This is a genomic window from Halorubrum sp. SP9 (genome assembly GCF_005435015.1).
Classification (GTDB): domain Archaea; phylum Halobacteriota; class Halobacteria; order Halobacteriales; family Haloferacaceae; genus Halorubrum; species Halorubrum sodomense.
Genome location: NZ_SGXU01000048.1, coordinates 1 through 14,619, shown reverse-complemented (window position 1 = coordinate 14,619; position 14,619 = coordinate 1). Strand labels below are relative to the sequence as shown.

Genomic DNA, 14,619 nt, shown 5'->3' with positions numbered 1-14,619 from the left:
GGGTCGTGGCCGCGGGCGCGGCTGGCGACGCGCTCGTCTGCGTGGTCCCCCGCCGCGACGGCGCGAGCGCGGTGCGGGTCGTCGAGGCGGCGCTGGACGCGGTGCCGACCGACGCTGAGTGACGGACCGACGCGAAGTGACGGACCGACGCTGAGTGACGGACCGCTGTGACCGCACCGATCCTGTCCGGGGCGGCCTTTTTCTCGCTCTCGCTCCCAGTCGGTCCCGTGGTGCTCACGACCGCCTTCGTCCTCCACGTGCTCTCCGGGGCCCTGTGGACCGGTGCGACGCTGTACGTCGTCTACGCGACCCTGCCGCGGGCGACCGACGGGACGCTCGGCCACGACGCGTTCGTCGACGCCGCGCACCGCCTCCTCATGGTCACGCGCTGGACCGGGGTCGTCCTCCCCGCCACGGGCGCGTACATGATCTGGCGGCTGTACACGCCGCTGGAGGCCCTCGCGACGACCGGCCGGGGACGGGCCGTCCTCGCGATGCTGTCGCTGTGGGGCGTGATGAACGGCCTCGTCGAACTGGGCGTCCTCCGGATGCGCCGCGAGGTCGACCCCGAGGTCGGGTGGGGCCGGTACATGGCCGAGGGGTTTCCCATCGACGCGCTCGACGGCGTCGGGCGCACGCCCGGATCCGCCCGGTTGGCGGCGGTCGCCCGACCCTACCTGCTAGCGAGCGCGGGACTGGCCGTCCTGCTGCTCGTCGACGCCGCGCTCCTGGCCGGCGGAGTTCCGGTGTGACGCGGGAGTAGTCCGGGGTAACGCGGGAGCGCGAAGTAACATATAAATGCCCGAGAATCGGCGTTCACTGACGGATGAAGATCAATGCTAACTCCCCACACGAATTACGACCGAACGGCGGGATGTCGTGCGGTTTCCGGTGACGCGTCTCGGGATCGATCGCTCGCAGCCGGCCGGCCGTCAACGAGACATTTATATAGAATCACAATCAATCAAACGCTGTATGAGTCAGCGAATGCAGCAGGGCCAGCCGATGATCATCATGGGCGAGGACGCCCAGCGCGTCCAGGACAAGGACGCACAGGAGTACAACATCTCCGCGGCGCGCGGCGTCGCCGAGTCCGTCCGATCGACGCTCGGACCGAAAGGGATGGACAAGATGCTCGTCACCTCGACGGGCGACGTCACCATCACCAACGACGGCGTCACCATCCTCCAGGAGATGGACATCGACAACCCGACCGCCGAGATGGTCGTCGAGGTCGCCGAGACACAGGAGGACGAGGCCGGCGACGGGACGACCAGCGCGGTCGCCATCGCGGGCGAGCTGCTGAAAAACGCCCAGGACCTCCTCGAGCAGGACATCCACCCGACGGCGGTGATCAAGGGGTTCAACCTCGCGAGCGAGTACGCCCGTGAGCAGGTCGACGAGGTCGCCACCCGGGTCGACCCCGACGACACGGAGACGCTGCGGAACGTCGCCGAGACGTCGATGACCGGGAAGGGCGCCGAACTCGACAAGGAGACCCTCGCCGACCTCGTCGTCCGCGCGATTCAGGGCGTCACGGTCGAGGCCGACGACGGCTCTCACGTGGTCGACCTGGCGAACCTCAACATCGAGACGCGCACCGGTCGCGCGGCGGGCGAGTCCCGCCTGCTCTCCGGCGCGGCGATCGACAAGGACCCGGTCCACGAGGACATGCCGACCGACTTCGAGTCGGCGAACGTCCTCCTCCTCAACGACCCGATCGAGGTCGAGGAGGCCGACGTCGACACCTCCGTCAACGTCGACTCCCCGGACCAGCTCCAGAAGTTCCTCGACCAGGAGGAAGAGCAGCTCCGCGAGAAGGTCGATCAGATCGTCGACTCCGGCGCCGACGTCGTCTTCTGTCAGAAGGGCATCGACGACCTCGCGCAGCACTACCTCGCGAAGGAGGGCATCCTCGCGGTCCGCCGGACGAAGAAGTCCGACCTGACGTTCCTGAAGAACGTCCTCGGCGCGCCGATCGTCACCGACCTCGACTCGCTCACCGCCGACGACCTCGCGGTCGGCTCGATCGAGCGCGACGACGACGAGGAGCTGTTCTACGTCGAGGGCGAGGACGCCCACGGCGTCACGCTCCTCCTGTACGGCACCACCGAGCACGTCGTCGACGAGCTCGAACGCGGCATTCAGGACGCCATCGACGTGGTCTCGACGACCGTCTCCGACGGGCGCACCCTGCCCGGCGGCGGCGCGGTCGAGGTCGAGATCGCGCGCCGCCTGCGCGACTACGCCGACTCCGTCTCCGGCCGCGAGCAGCTCGCGGTCGAGGCGTTCGCGGACTCCCTCGAACTGATTCCCCGCGTGCTCGCGGAGAACGCGGGCCTCGACGCGATCGACCTGCTGGTCGACCTGCGCGCGGCCCACGAGGCCGGCGACCGGAACGCCGGGCTCGACGTGTTCGCGGACGAGGTCGTCGACACGGCCGACGCGGGCGTCGTCGAGACGGCCCACGCGAAAGAGCAGGCGATCTCCTCGGCGGCCGAGGCGGCGAACCTGGTCTTGAAAATCGACGACATCATCTCGGCGGGCGACCTCTCGACGTCGGGCGGCGACGACGAGGGCGGCGCCCCCGGCGGCGGCATGGGCGGCATGGGCGGTATGGGCGGCGCTATGTAAAATCGGTCTCTGACCGGTTTCCATAGACCGTCAGGCTCCGCCTGACGCAGTCGATGTAAGCGAGGTTCCTTCGGAACCTCGGACGGCGAGCGGGGAGCGAAAGCGACCCGCAAGCCGGGAATCCGTCGGAAACAGATTTCCATAGGCGTCGACCCGACCGCGATCGCCCGACGACTTCCCCTGTTCGAACGCTCCGATTTTCCCCCGTTTTCGCGCACTACCCGGTAGCCTCCCCTCTCCCCGAGTCCACGGCCGGGACGGGACGATCGTCGATGCGCCCGCCCCGACCGCCCGTGCGCGCCCGACGCATCCGCGGCCGCACCTCTTTACGGATCCGGGCCGTACGTGACGGTGATGGCGAATCTAACCCTCTACGAACTGGAAGGCTGTCCGTACTGCGCGAAGGTAAAGACGAAGCTGTCGGAACTCGACGTAGAGTACGACTCCGTGATGGTGCCGCGCTCGCACGGCGAGCGCACCGAGGTCGAGGAGGTCTCCGGACAGACCGGCGTCCCCGTCCTCGTCGACGAGGAGCACGGGGTCGAGGGGATGCCCGAGAGCGACGACATCGTCGAGTACCTCGAAGAGACGTACGGGAGCGCGAGCTAACCCCGAACGGGAGGCTATTTATCCGCCCGCGGCGAGGGTGCGGGCGTGCGACTCGTTCACCGCCCCGAGTCGGGGAGCGACCGGTCCGAGACCGTCCTCGCGAGCGACGTCGACGTCGCGCGCTCGACGCTCGAACGGGCCCGAGGGCTGATGTTCCGACGGTCTGTCCCGGACGGCTACGCGCTGGTGTTCCCCTTCGACGAGCCCGACACGCGGTGGCTCCACATGCTGTTCGTGCCGTTCGGGATCGACGCGGTGTGGCTCGTCGACGGTGAGGTGAGGGCGAAAAAGCGGCTCGCGACGTTCGTCGGGCTGGGCCGCGGCCGCGCCGACACCGTCGTCGAACTGCCGGCCGGCGCGGCCGAGTCGGTGGCGGTCGGCGACGAGCTTCGGCTGGTCGAGTGAGCGGGTCCCCGAGAGCTACGTGTCGCCGTCGAACGCGTCGAGGTCGAACAGCTCCGCGTCCTCCGGGAGCGGCTCCTCCGCGGCCCGCAGCGAGAGCTCGATCCGACTCCCGCCGGCCTTGCTCTCGGCGATGTCGAGGCTCCCGCCGCCCGCGGTGACGATCCAGTTCACGTACCAGAGCCCGAGCCCGCTCGCGTGTTCGAGCGGCGTCTCCTCGCCGGTGAGCACGGCGCGCTCGGCCGGCGGGATCCCCGGTCCGTCGTCCGCGACGACGAGCGAGACCCACGACTCGCTCGGCAGCTCCGCGGCCGAGATCCGGACCCGCGGGTCGTCGGTGTCGTTGTGCCGGATCGCGTTGTCGACGAGTTCGGTGATCGCTTCGGGGAGGAACGCGACGGCGGAGACGGCGAGCCCCTCGGGGATGTCGACGTCGACGGCGGCCCGCCCGCGGACGGCCGAGTCGAGCGATTCGAGCGCCGCGTCCACCGCGGGCGCGAGCGCGACCGGCCGCGGCGAGGGGCGCCGGGAGAGCAGCCGCTCCACCTTTCGCGAGGTCTCTCCGAGGCGCAGTAACCGCTCGGCGGTGTCGACGACCCGTTCGAGTTCGGCGGCCAAGTCCGGGTCGTCGATCGCTTCGATGGCCCGCCCGGTGAACCCGGTGACCACGTTGAGGTCGTTCCGGAAGTTGTGGCGCAGTACGCGCGTCAACACCGCGAGTCGCTCCTCCCTGAGCGACGCCTCGGTGAGGTCCTCGCCGACGCCGACCGCGCCGACGACCCGGTCGCCGTCGGTGACGGGACCGACCGAGAGCCGGTACGGGACGCGCTCGCCGGAGCGGGTGAGCAGCCGCGCCTCGCTGGAGACCACCTCGCCCTCGCGGTACACCCGGGCGAGCGCGTCGCTCACGGCCCCCCTCGTCCCCTCGTCGAACAGCGAGGTGAGCGCGCGCCCCGACAGCGACTCGGGCCCGTAGCCGGAGTCGGTCGCCAGCCGGTCGTTCCACCGGGCGAGCGTCCCCTCCTCCGTACAGCGGAACAGCGCGAGCGGCACCGCGGCCGCGACGGCGTCGACCAGTCGGCGCTCCGCGTCGCGTTGGGTCTCCGCGGCGACGCGGTCGGTGGCGTCGGAGAGCCCGACGACGAGCCACTCGTCGCCGGCTATCGTCGCCGCGTGGAGCGCCGCGTCGACCCGGAGCCCCGGGTCGCCGAGCCGGACGTCCCACTCGAACCGCTCGACCGGGGAGTCGGGCCCGCCGGAAGCGGGGGAATCGGCGGCCGCCGCGGCGACGTCGTTGACCGGCTCCCCGGCGACTGTGGTATCCGTCTCGCCGACATCGGAGAGGCCCATCAGCGTCAGCGTGCCGCGGTCGTGCCCGAGGAGGTCGACGGCGGGCGGGTTCGCGGCCCGGATCGTCAGCGTCTCCGGGTCACAGACCAGCGTCGGGGTCGGGATCGCCTCGACGAACGCCCGGAGAATTCCGGTGGCGGCGTCGCCGTCCGACGTCGACGGCGCGTCGCCCGGGGGGTCCGCGTCGCGGTCTCCCATCTGTTGCCTATTGAGACGCTCCGGATATTTGTGTTTATGCTTTTAGGGGTCGCGGCGAGACCCGCCGCGTCGGGGGAGCCAGCGGTTGCGGCTCGATGGAGGCGGGCGGAGTCGGCGTCGCGGCGGGTCAGTCGGCCTTCGCCTGCCAGTCGCGGACGGTGTCGACCCCGACGCCGTCGACGTCGGCCGCCAGGTCGTCCGGGTCGGCCGACTTGAGTTCGTCGACGCCGTCGACGCCGGCGTCTTTCAGCTTCGCGGCGGTCTTCTCTCCGATCCCGTCGACTGCCTGAAGCTCCGACCCCTCCTGGCGGGCCGTGAACTCGCGGTAATTACAGATCGGACACCCCAGCTCCCACAGGTCGTCGCCGGAGTGGACCCGGAGGTGCGGGAGGTCGTGTTCCTCGCAGCGCTCGTCGGTGATCTCGATCTCGCCGCGGCGGGGGAGCGGCAGCGAGTAGTCGCAGTCGGGGTACCGCGTACAGCCGACGAGCCGGGAGCCGGAGCGGAGCCGCTTGATCGCGAGGTCGCCGCCGTGCTCCTCGCCACAGTCCGGACAGACACCGATCACCTCGTCTTCCTGCTCGTCGGCCTCGTCGGCCTTACACTGCGGGCAGCCGTGGACGAACGTCTTCCGGCCGGCGAGCATCTTCACGCGGCGGAGATCGTGGTCATCGCAGGTCTCGTCGAGGATGATCGGCTTCCCGGTCGAGGGGAGCGGCAGGGTGTACTCGCAGTCGGGGTAGCCGTCGCAGCCGACGAAGTACGACCCCTGCCGCGATTTCCGAACGAGGAGGTCCGAGCCGCACTCCGGACACGGCCCGAGCGTCTTGTCGGCCTTCAGCGACGTCTGGAGGTGGTCACCGACCGCCTCGCGCGACTCGGTGAGGTCGTCGAACACGCGCGAGAGCAGGTCGCGGGAGGCCTCGGTCACCTCGTCGTACTCCTTCTCGCCGGCCGCGATGGCCGCCATGTCCCGTTCGAGCTGGGCGGTCATCTCCTCGCTCACGATCCGGTCGGCAAACTCCTCGGCCGCCTCGACCACCGCCTCGGCCAGCCGGGTCGGCCGGGGCGGGTCGCCCTCGACGTAATTGCGGTCGTACAGCTTCTCGATGGTCCGGTGGCGGGTCGCCTTCGTCCCCAGCTGTCGCTTCTCCATCTCCTCGATGAGCCGGGACTGCCCGTAGCGACGGGGCGGCTGCGTCTCCTTGCCCTCCGTGGCGCGGTCCGACAGCGACAGCGTCTCGCCGACCTCGACGTCGGGAACGATCCGCTCGTCGCTGGAGCGGTACGGGTATACCTCGTGGTAGCCGGCCTCCAGCAGCCGTTTCCCGTTGGCCTTCAGCCGGAGGCCGCCGTCCGCGACGAGGTCGGCCGGCGTCGCCGCGTCGTCCGGGTTACGGAGCGCGGCGAGCCCGTCGGCGCCCTCGGCGATGGGCGTCGCCTCGCCGTTCGCGAGCGCCACGACGCGCAGGCGCTCCCACGTCGCGGGGTCGGCGCAGGTGGCGAGGAAGCGGCGGACGATCAGCTCGTACACCTCCCACTCGTCGTCGGAGAGGTCCGAGGCCGAGGGGAGCTCGCCGGTCGGGTGGATCGGCGGGTGGTCCGTCGTCTCCTCGTCGCCCTCGGTCGGCTCGATCTCGCGGTCCTCGGCGAGCAGGCTCGCGGCGTCTTGGCCGAACGTCGAGGCCGCCGAGAGCTCCTCGATCAGCTCCTCGGGCTCCAGATCGTCCGGGTACACCGTGTTGTCGGTCCGCGGGTACGTGACGTAGCCCGCGGTGTAGAGGTCCTCCGCGAGGGACATGGCGCGCTGCGCGGAGTAGCCGAGCGACCCCGCCGCGCGGATGAACGCGGTGGTGTTGAACGGCGTCGGCGGGTCGTCGGTCTGTGTCCGACGAGTCACGTCGTCGACGGTCGCGCCCTCGGCCGCGGCGAGCGCCTCGGTGAGCGTCTCGGCGACCGCCTCGTCCCAGACGCGCTCACGCTCGTTGCCCTCGTCGTTGAGGTAGAAGTAGCGCGCCTCGAACGGGTCGCCGCCCGACTTCGCCAGCTCGCCCGTCAGCTCCCAGTAGGACTCGGGGTCGAACGCCTGGATCTCGCGCTCGCGGTCCACGATGAGCTTGAGCGTCGGCCCCTGGACCCGGCCGACGGAGATGAAGTCGTCGCCCATCTGTCGCGCGGACAGCGAGAGGAACCGAGTGAGCGCCGCGCCCCACGTGAGGTCGATAGTCTGGCGAGCCTCGCCGGCGGCCGCCAGCTCGAAGTCGAGGTCGTCGGGGTTCGCGAACGCCTCCCGCACCTCGTTCTCCGTGATCGACGAGAAGCGCACGCGGTCGACGGGGACGCCCTCGTTCACCTCGCGGACGAGCTCGTACGCCTCCTTGCCGATCAGCTCGCCCTCGCGGTCGTAGTCGGTCGCGATGACGACCCGCGAGGCGCTGCGGGCGAGCCGCCGGAGCGCGGCGACGATCCCCTCCTGCGTCGGGGTCTTCGTGACGGGCGCGTCGATCAGCTCGACGGGCTCGACATCGCGCCAGTCGTTGTACTCGGCGGGGAAGTCGACGCCGACGACGTGGCCGGAGAGCCCGATACACCGCTTGCCGCCCCACTCGTAGACGTTGACGTCGTTCATCCGCTCCGCGGTCGCGGACTCGCCGCTCAGGATGTCGGCGATGCGCCGCGCCGCGTTGTCCTTCTCCGTGATTATCAGCTCGGGGCCGCGACTCATTGCGCCGAGATACGCCGCTCCCGGGTCTAAAGCTTTCGCGACGCGAGATTGCGGGCAGGCTCGGGGAACGGATGGCCTCAAAGAACGAATCGGCGCGCGACCGTCACCGGGCCGCGTCGTCGGACTCGGCGAGGAACTCCGCGTCGGTGGCCTCGCGGTACGGTTCCGGCGGTTCGTCGTCCGCGTCGAGTTCGCGCCGAGCGAGGTGGTTCTCGAGTTGGCGGCGCTTGTTCCTCCCTTTCCGCTCGCGGCCCGATTTCGTGTCTGGCATCGTCATCCGTGTGAACACTTCCCACACATATGAATCTTGTGTCGGTGTGCGGACGTGTCCGAGAGCAGCAGGAGGGGACGCGATCGGAGCAGCGCAGGCCCACAGCGGCTGGCTATTTAAATGTCGACGGGCGGCAGCGACAGTCACTTATAAACAAGAGCGGTGGCGCGCGCCTCCGAGCGCCCGCAGGGCGCGAGGAGCGCCGCGCGAGGGAGTCGGGCGCTCCGAGGGCGACCGAAGGGAGCCCGAAGGACGCGCCCGACGAGGCTGGGGAGGCGTGAGGCTGCGGTTGCGGTGCGGTCGGGCGGGACTCAAAGGGGCAGCCGCGAGGGCGGCGTAGGCGTTCACGAGAGCAGAGCTCTCGTGAGCCAATCAGAACGCGAAGCGTTCTGATGACGACGCAAGGACCGCAGGAGCGAGCGAAGCGAGCGACGAGGAGCGTGGTTCGAGAGAGCTTCGCTCTCTCGTCATCCCGAAAATCTTCGATTTTCGGGCGACAGCGAGCGTACGCCGCCCTCGCGGCTGGGGCTTTGGAGGAGTTCGCCGTCGATCCGCAGTCAACCGTTTATAAACAATCAACAGCGACGTAAGTCGTTTGCTTATAAATAGACAATTAGACAGGGTCGCCGACACCCGACTCGCTCGTCGCTGTCGCTCCTCGCCCGTTGTTGCGACAGCGAAGCGCCAGGAGAGGGATTTGAACCTCAGTTGTTCCGCTCGCAATCGAGGTGCTCGCTTCGCTCGCACCTCGCACCGCTCGCTCCACTCCCTGGTTCAAATCCCTCCGTCAGGGTTTTCGACGAACGGCTCGCTCCGCTCGCCGTGTTGTTCGTCGAAAACGCCAGGAGAGGGATTTGAACCCCCGATCCCGGATGGGAACACGCTTTCCAGGCGTGCGCCTTACCACTCGGCCATCCTGGCTCACGCGGAGATAATCCGGTGCGACTGTTAAGTCCTTCTTTTCGCACGCACCCGGGCCTCGGCGAGGTACGTAATACCGGCCGACGCGGCCGCGACCGCGACCGCGACGAGCGCCAACCCCCCGAACCCGATCGGCAGCGATCCGGGCCCGAGGAGCCGGTACCCCTGCGCGAGGACAAGGAAGGCGAACCCGCCGACGATCCCCCACAGCGCCGCCGAGCGCGCTCGGGCGCGCGGGGTCGCCGCCGCGCCGGGCGCGGGCACGGACCCGTCGGTCGCGGCGTCCGACTCGCTCCCCGGCTCGGAACCGCCCTCGCCGTCGGCCATCTACTCGACGACGGCGACCGCCTCGATCTCGACGCCGGCGCCCTTCGGGAGCGCGCCCGCCTCGACCGCGGAGCGGGCCGGCGGCGACTCGTCGAAGTAGCCGGCGTACGTCTCGTTCATCTCGTCGAAATCGTCGATGTCGGCCATGAACACCGTCGTCTTGAGCACGTCCTCGGGACCGGCGCCCGCCTCCTCCAGCACCGCGAGGAGGTTGTCGAGCGCCTGCTCCGTCTGGACCGCAATCGGCGCGTCGTCGAGCAGGTCGCCCTCGGGCGTCAGCGGGATCTGCCCGGCCGTGAACACGAGGTCGCCGTCGGTCGCCGCCTGGCTGTACGCGCCCACCGCCGCCGGGGCGTCGTCCGTGTGAATCGTCTCCTTCATGCGGGTGCGACTTCGACCGGCGGCCTCAAGAGTACTCTGGAGCGGAGCCCGCCGATTCCGGCTGAACCGGACCGTCCGACCCGGCCGAGCGGCGTCGCCGCCCCGGGCGACCCGTCCCACCGTCAGACACAAAACGCTGGGATGGTAACAGTACGCACATGACGGGTGACCAGCTCCTCCCGCTCGCCGCGATATTCGTCGGCATCGCGGCGCTCAACCTCGCGGTGACCTGGCTGCTCGTCCGGCGGAGCCGCGACCCCGCGGAGCTGTTCGGCTCGGTCGCGACCGGGTCGTCTGACGCGGACGGCGACGGGGAGGGCGTCGGCCCGACGCTCGCGCTCGGCCGCGACCCGGACGCCGACCGGACGGGCGAGGAGGGCGACGGGGACGGTCCCCCGCCGCTCGACGCCGACGGGGAGACGGTCGTCTGCCGGCACTGCGGCGCCGAGAACCGCACCGGCTACCAGTACTGTCGGTGGTGCGTCCGGTCGGGGTTCGCGGGCGGGGACGCCGGGGCCACCGCGGAGGCCGCCATGACCGAGCGGTCGCTGTGAGCGGGTGACGGTCGCGATGCCCGCAGACAGAGGTGGTCAGGCCGCGTCGACCTGACACCCGGCCGCGTAGTCGATACCGTCGATGGCGTCGATACCGTCGTCGCCGCACACCGGACAGTCCGGGTCGCGCGCGTACGGCACGGTCTCGAACGAGAGGTCCATCGCGTCGTAAAACAGCATCCGCCCGACGAGCGGCTCGCCGACGCCGACGAGCAGTTTCACCGCTTCCGTCGCCTGGAGGCAGCCGACGGTCCCGGGGAGGACGCCGAGGACGCCGGTGCTGGCGCAGTCCGGCACCGTTCCGGGTTCCGGCGGCTCCGGGAACAGACAGCGGTAGCAGGGGCCGTCGGGCGAGAGCGTCGTCACCTGCCCCTCGAACTTGTAGATGGCGCCGTGCGAGACGGGAACGCCCTCGATCCGGGCGGCGTCGTTCACCACGTAGCGGGTGGCGAAGTTGTCCGAGCAGTCGACGATCACGTCGTAACCGGAGATCAGTTCCCGGGCGTTGCCCGCGTCGAGCCGGAGTTCGTGGCGCTCGACGTCGACGTCGGGATTGAGGTCGGCGACGAAGTCGGCCGCCGAGTCGACCTTCGTACGCCCCACGTCGTCGTCGCCGTGGATCACCTGTCGCTGGAGGTTCGACCGCTCGACGGCGTCGTCGTCGACGATGCCGATCGTTCCGACGCCCGCGGCCGCGAGGTACTGGATCGCCGGCGATCCGAGTCCGCCGGCGCCCACGACGAGGACGCGTCCGTCGAGCAGTCGCTTTTGCCCCTCCGGACCGACGTCGTCGAGGATGACGTGCCTGGAGTAGCGGTCGAGTTGGGTCGCGTCGAGCGAGAGGCTCATGTCAGCACCCTGTACGGGCGCGGATATAATCGTGTTCCCGATCGCCGGTCGGGACGCCGCGGCCGGCGCTTCCCGAGCCGCCGCCGCGCGGACCGCGTTCACTCCGTCGACGCCGCCACGGCGTCGGTCATCCAGCAGTCGTCCACGTCGCCGAGGGAGCTGTCCGTGTCCCCGCTCCCGCCGCCGACGCGGACGAGCCGGAACTCGTAGCGGCCGGTGACGCTGCCGTTCTCCCGGGTGACGACCTCGACAGAGGCGGCGCCGTCGGCGATCTCGGGAACCGAGTACTCGGCGGTGTCGTACGTGAGCATCGGCGCGTACAGCGGCGTCTCGAACAGCTCAACGTACTCTCCGGTGGAACCGACCAGATCCTTGTTCCGCGGCGACGCGAACGCCCGCAGGGTCCGGATACCGTCGTTCGTCGCGTTGTCGTTGTACCGGAGCGCGTTCATCTGGATCTGGACGACCTGAAGCGCGGACCGCTCGCAGGTGGGCGCGAGGGCGGTGTTCCGCTCGGCCTCACCGGTCGGGTCGCCGTCCGCGACCGAGACGGTGTTCGCGCCGTCGTCGTCGCCTCCGAGCGACCCCTCGCTCCCGTCGTCGCTTCCGTTTGCCGGCCCGGTCGCGCCCGACTCGGTCGGTCCGGGGTCGGTCGTTCCGTCGTCCCCGACGCCGGCGACACCACCGAGTCCGTCGATTCCGGCGGTTCCAGCGGCGAACCCGGCCCCGGCCGCCGCGACGAGGAGCGCGACGACGGCGACCGCCGCGAGGACGGTCCGGGGAGACCGCCGATCGCTCGGCGCGTCGGCGGTGACGGACTCGGTCGCCGCCGCCTCGCCGCTCGGATCGGACGCGGCGGCGTCGCTCGGTCGGTCGTGAGCCCGCGAATCGTCGGCCGATTCGGCGGCGGGCCGGTCGGTGGGTGAGGGAGCGGTATCGCCTCTAGTCGCGTCCGACGCGACGGCGTCCATCGCCGTTCCGTCGTCGGCCGCCGTTCCGTCGCCGTCGACATCGGTCTCACCGTCGCCTCCGTCGTCCACCGCGTCGGTGTCGGAAGCGGCCGCGCAGTCGTACGCTTCGGACCGGACCGAGACGCCGAGGAGTCGGTCGGCGAGCGCGTTCGCTTCCGCCGGCGGGACGGCGTAGAGGAGCCGTTCGCGGAGGTCCGCCGGCGTCACCAGGTCGGCGTCGAGTTCGGAACCGAGGTCGTCGAGCGAGTCGCTCGCGACGACGACCGCGTCGACGGCGTCGTCGGGGGCGGCGTGACCATCGGGGACGCCTCGGTCCGCGGCCGCGACGGCGAGCAGTTCGGTCCGGCGGTCCCCCTCCCACACCGCGATGCGCGGCGGGTCGACCTCCACCTCGTCGGCGGTCGCCGCGTACGCCTCGGCGACGAGCGTCGCGAAGGCGTCGCTGTCGAGCGACTCGAGTTCGGTCGCGAACGCGTCGAGGGGGATGGGGCTGCTCGCGGTCACTTGGCGATCGCCACGTACTATTGGTAGTATGTGACGCGGTCTCTTTGCTCTTGCGTCGAGGAGAGACGGAGCGGCCGCTCGCCGTGAGAGCGGACCGCGAGTAAAACGTCGGAGCGGTCGAGGGCGCTACTTGCCCTGCCGGTCGTTCGAGGTGACGCTCGGGCGCGTCTTCTCGGTGCCCTTGCCGCGCTTGCGCTGGCCGCGGCCCTTGATGCCGGCGGAGGTGAGCCCGCGGTACGCGCGGCCCTTGTGGTCGTCGGAGCAGATCCAGTTCAGGTCGTCGTCGTTCTCGATCGCGGGGTGGGCGGGGTCAACGAGGATAACCTCGTGCCACTTCTGGGAGCCGTCCTCACCGACCCAGTAGGAGTTGAGCACGCGGAGGTTGCGGTACTTCCGCGAGGCGCGCTCCTCGGCGATGCGCTGGATCGACTTGCGCCGCGAGACGCGGTTGACGCCCTGGCGTTTCGAGCGGCGGCCCGCCTTGAAGCGCTGCTTGCGCGAGCCGCCCTTCCGGACGCTCACGCGGGCGACGATGACGCCCTGTTTGGCCTTGTAGCCCAGTTCGCGGGCCTTGTCCAGCCGGGTGGGGCGCTCGATGCGCTCGATCGCGCCCTGATCGCGCCACTCCTGTTTGCGCTGCCACTGCAGCTCCGCCAGTTTCCCCTCCTTGGGGGACCGCCACGCCTCCTTGATGTGCGAGTAGAAGCTTCGTGCCATTGTGTGTCCGCGGACGGTTGCGATTCAGCCGCGAGGGGCCACATATCGTCTCGTCCCGGGGCGCGCGGCGGCCGATCCGACCGCGGTCCCGGCGGCGAGTGCCCGCTGTGTCCGCACCAGCGAGTTAGCGAGAATACCCGCGGTCCGCCCTTAACCGCTTCGCTCCGCGGGTCGCGTGCGGAGATGTGGCACGCGGAGAGCGGAGGCGGACGGACGGGCGGTCTCTTCCGGGGTCGCGCGGTCGGACGGGCCGTTCGCAAACGCGCGCTCGGCTTATGTTGCGGGGACCGCGACGGATCCGTGGGCGCGGACGGTCGCGACCGCCGGCGTTCCGGCCGAGCGCGCGTCCGCGTCGTGGCGTTCCGGTCGACCGCCGAGCCGTTCCCCCGGGGCGGTCGACCCCCGCGCCGAGCGGACAGAGGCACACGCCGCGGTCGCCGACCGCGCCGCGGCCCGCACGCTCTGAGACCGCCCCGCGTCGATCGATTAAAGTTCACTTGTATCGATGAACCGCTAGTGGTACACATCGACGACGCGTCGGGACGCCGCGGGCTCGACGGAGGGGGTTCCGGATGGGCGACGTGAGGCTCGTCGTCGTCGCCGGAACGACCGAGACGGCCGCGATCGACGGGATCAGCGCCGCGGGCGCCGACCCGGAGCTGCGCGTCCACACGCCGAGCGCCGACCTCGAAATCGTCGAGGCGGGGCGCCCCGCGCCGGACTCCCCCGTGCCGGTGAGCCCGAACGGCTGTCCGACGCCCGCGGTCGTCACCCGCGCGGTCCGCGAACTGCTCGGCCCCGAGTCGCTCCCCGTCGAGTTCCTCGACGCCGGACTCGGAGCGCCCACCGCGGCGACGGTCCGGGACGTCGGCGCCGCACCGGGCGGCGACGTCCGCGACCCGGAACCGGTTCCGGAGGCGGCGACCGTCTTCGAGCGCGCCCGGGCGTCGGCCCCCGAACTCGCCGGGGCCGGCGAGGGCGGCGACGGATCGGCCGCCGAACTGCTCGTCGCGGAGACGATCCCCGGCGGGACGACGACCGCGCTCGGCGCGCTGACCGCGCTCGGCGAGCGCGCCGCGGTCTCCTCGTCGCTGCCGGCGAACCCGATCGAGCGCAAGCGGCGCGTCGTCGCCGAGGGGCTGGACGCGAGCGGCCTCGACCCGGGCGACGCGGGTCGGTACGGGACGCACTGGCAAAAGGTCACGC

At 70.7% G+C, this 14,619-nt stretch carries 13 protein-coding genes, 1 tRNA gene and 1 pseudogene; 6 read left to right on the top strand and 9 right to left on the bottom strand.

Features of this window, described 5'->3' with window-relative positions; translation table 11 throughout:
• The first annotated feature begins 227 nt into the window (after positions 1 to 227).
• The 4 genes from EXE45_RS15525 to EXE45_RS15510 all read left to right on the top strand — a co-directional run bounded on the left by EXE45_RS15525 (position 228) and on the right by EXE45_RS15510 (position 3,648).
• Complete coding sequence (locus tag EXE45_RS15525) at positions 228 to 752, top strand: copper resistance protein CopD (RefSeq protein WP_137694840.1); 525 nt, start codon at positions 228 to 230, stop codon at positions 750 to 752.
• A 235-nt stretch (positions 753 to 987) separates the two neighbouring features.
• The gene (thsB, locus tag EXE45_RS15520) at positions 988 to 2,634 is read left to right on the top strand and encodes a thermosome subunit beta (protein WP_092921343.1); all 1,647 of its coding nucleotides are present in this window, start codon (positions 988 to 990) and stop codon (positions 2,632 to 2,634) included.
• A 354-nt stretch (positions 2,635 to 2,988) separates the two neighbouring features.
• Positions 2,989 to 3,243 carry a glutathione S-transferase N-terminal domain-containing protein gene (locus EXE45_RS15515; RefSeq protein WP_092920871.1) on the top strand — a complete coding sequence of 85 codons (255 nt, stop codon included), beginning with the start codon at positions 2,989 to 2,991 and terminating at the stop codon, positions 3,241 to 3,243.
• Between the two features lie 45 nt (positions 3,244 to 3,288).
• On the top strand, positions 3,289 to 3,648 hold the full coding sequence (locus tag EXE45_RS15510) for a DUF192 domain-containing protein (protein WP_137694839.1): 360 nt from the start codon (positions 3,289 to 3,291) through the stop codon (positions 3,646 to 3,648).
• 15 nt (positions 3,649 to 3,663) lie between these two features.
• Here the strand turns inward: EXE45_RS15510 and EXE45_RS15505 are convergent, their stop codons facing one another.
• The 6 genes from EXE45_RS15505 to EXE45_RS15485 all read right to left on the bottom strand — a co-directional run bounded on the left by EXE45_RS15505 (position 3,664) and on the right by EXE45_RS15485 (position 9,818).
• Positions 3,664 to 5,193, bottom strand: coding sequence for a PAS domain-containing protein (locus tag EXE45_RS15505; RefSeq protein WP_092920869.1), 1,530 nt, complete (start codon positions 5,191 to 5,193; stop codon positions 3,664 to 3,666).
• Between the two features lie 127 nt (positions 5,194 to 5,320).
• On the bottom strand, positions 5,321 to 7,918 hold the full coding sequence (locus EXE45_RS15500) for a DNA topoisomerase (protein WP_137694838.1): 2,598 nt from the start codon (positions 7,916 to 7,918) through the stop codon (positions 5,321 to 5,323).
• 103 nt (positions 7,919 to 8,021) lie between these two features.
• Positions 8,022 to 8,189 (bottom strand): hypothetical protein, encoded by a 168-nt coding sequence (locus EXE45_RS20535; protein ID WP_006111840.1) that lies wholly within the window; start codon positions 8,187 to 8,189, stop codon positions 8,022 to 8,024.
• 839 nt (positions 8,190 to 9,028) lie between these two features.
• Positions 9,029 to 9,110, bottom strand: a tRNA-Ser gene (locus EXE45_RS15495).
• 27 nt (positions 9,111 to 9,137) lie between these two features.
• Positions 9,138 to 9,437 (bottom strand): hypothetical protein, encoded by a 300-nt coding sequence (locus tag EXE45_RS15490; RefSeq protein WP_137694837.1) that lies wholly within the window; start codon positions 9,435 to 9,437, stop codon positions 9,138 to 9,140.
• A complete protein-coding gene (locus tag EXE45_RS15485) occupies positions 9,438 to 9,818 on the bottom strand; it encodes a Rid family detoxifying hydrolase (RefSeq protein WP_092920866.1) in 381 nt (126 codons plus the stop codon). It lies immediately after the preceding gene.
• A gap of 158 nt (positions 9,819 to 9,976) precedes the next feature.
• Here EXE45_RS15485 and EXE45_RS15480 point away from each other — a divergent pair, with 158 nt between their 5' ends.
• Positions 9,977 to 10,372, top strand: coding sequence for a zinc ribbon domain-containing protein (locus tag EXE45_RS15480; RefSeq protein WP_092920865.1), 396 nt, complete (start codon positions 9,977 to 9,979; stop codon positions 10,370 to 10,372).
• A 36-nt stretch (positions 10,373 to 10,408) separates the two neighbouring features.
• Here EXE45_RS15480 and EXE45_RS15475 read toward each other — a convergent pair whose 3' ends face one another.
• From EXE45_RS15475 to EXE45_RS15465, 3 genes are all read right to left on the bottom strand, one after another.
• Positions 10,409 to 11,221 (bottom strand): molybdopterin-synthase adenylyltransferase MoeB, encoded by an 813-nt coding sequence (locus EXE45_RS15475; RefSeq protein ID WP_137694836.1) that lies wholly within the window; start codon positions 11,219 to 11,221, stop codon positions 10,409 to 10,411.
• 98 nt (positions 11,222 to 11,319) lie between these two features.
• Positions 11,320 to 12,696: a hypothetical protein gene (locus EXE45_RS15470; protein ID WP_137694835.1), complete on the bottom strand. Its 1,377-nt coding sequence runs from the start codon at positions 12,694 to 12,696 to the stop codon at positions 11,320 to 11,322.
• A gap of 126 nt (positions 12,697 to 12,822) precedes the next feature.
• Positions 12,823 to 13,413 (bottom strand): 50S ribosomal protein L15e, encoded by a 591-nt coding sequence (locus EXE45_RS15465; protein ID WP_137694834.1) that lies wholly within the window; start codon positions 13,411 to 13,413, stop codon positions 12,823 to 12,825.
• A 572-nt stretch (positions 13,414 to 13,985) separates the two neighbouring features.
• Here EXE45_RS15465 and EXE45_RS15460 point away from each other — a divergent pair.
• Positions 13,986 to 14,619, top strand: a pseudogene (locus EXE45_RS15460) (TIGR00303 family protein); the annotation flags it as partial.

Coding starts and splice junctions, on each gene's coding strand:
- EXE45_RS15465 (WP_137694834.1), bottom strand. CDS start 13,413: ATGGCACGAAGCTTCTACTCGCACATCAAGGAGGCGTGGCGGTCCCCC.
- EXE45_RS15515 (WP_092920871.1), top strand. CDS start 2,989: ATGGCGAATCTAACCCTCTACGAACTGGAAGGCTGTCCGTACTGCGCG.
- EXE45_RS15475 (WP_137694836.1), bottom strand. CDS start 11,221: ATGAGCCTCTCGCTCGACGCGACCCAACTCGACCGCTACTCCAGGCAC.
- thsB (WP_092921343.1), top strand. CDS start 988: ATGCAGCAGGGCCAGCCGATGATCATCATGGGCGAGGACGCCCAGCGC.
- EXE45_RS15480 (WP_092920865.1), top strand. CDS start 9,977: ATGACGGGTGACCAGCTCCTCCCGCTCGCCGCGATATTCGTCGGCATC.
- EXE45_RS15485 (WP_092920866.1), bottom strand. CDS start 9,818: ATGAAGGAGACGATTCACACGGACGACGCCCCGGCGGCGGTGGGCGCG.
- EXE45_RS15500 (WP_137694838.1), bottom strand. CDS start 7,918: ATGAGTCGCGGCCCCGAGCTGATAATCACGGAGAAGGACAACGCGGCG.
- EXE45_RS20535 (WP_006111840.1), bottom strand. CDS start 8,189: ATGCCAGACACGAAATCGGGCCGCGAGCGGAAAGGGAGGAACAAGCGC.
- EXE45_RS15505 (WP_092920869.1), bottom strand. CDS start 5,193: ATGGGAGACCGCGACGCGGACCCCCCGGGCGACGCGCCGTCGACGTCG.
- EXE45_RS15490 (WP_137694837.1), bottom strand. CDS start 9,437: ATGGCCGACGGCGAGGGCGGTTCCGAGCCGGGGAGCGAGTCGGACGCC.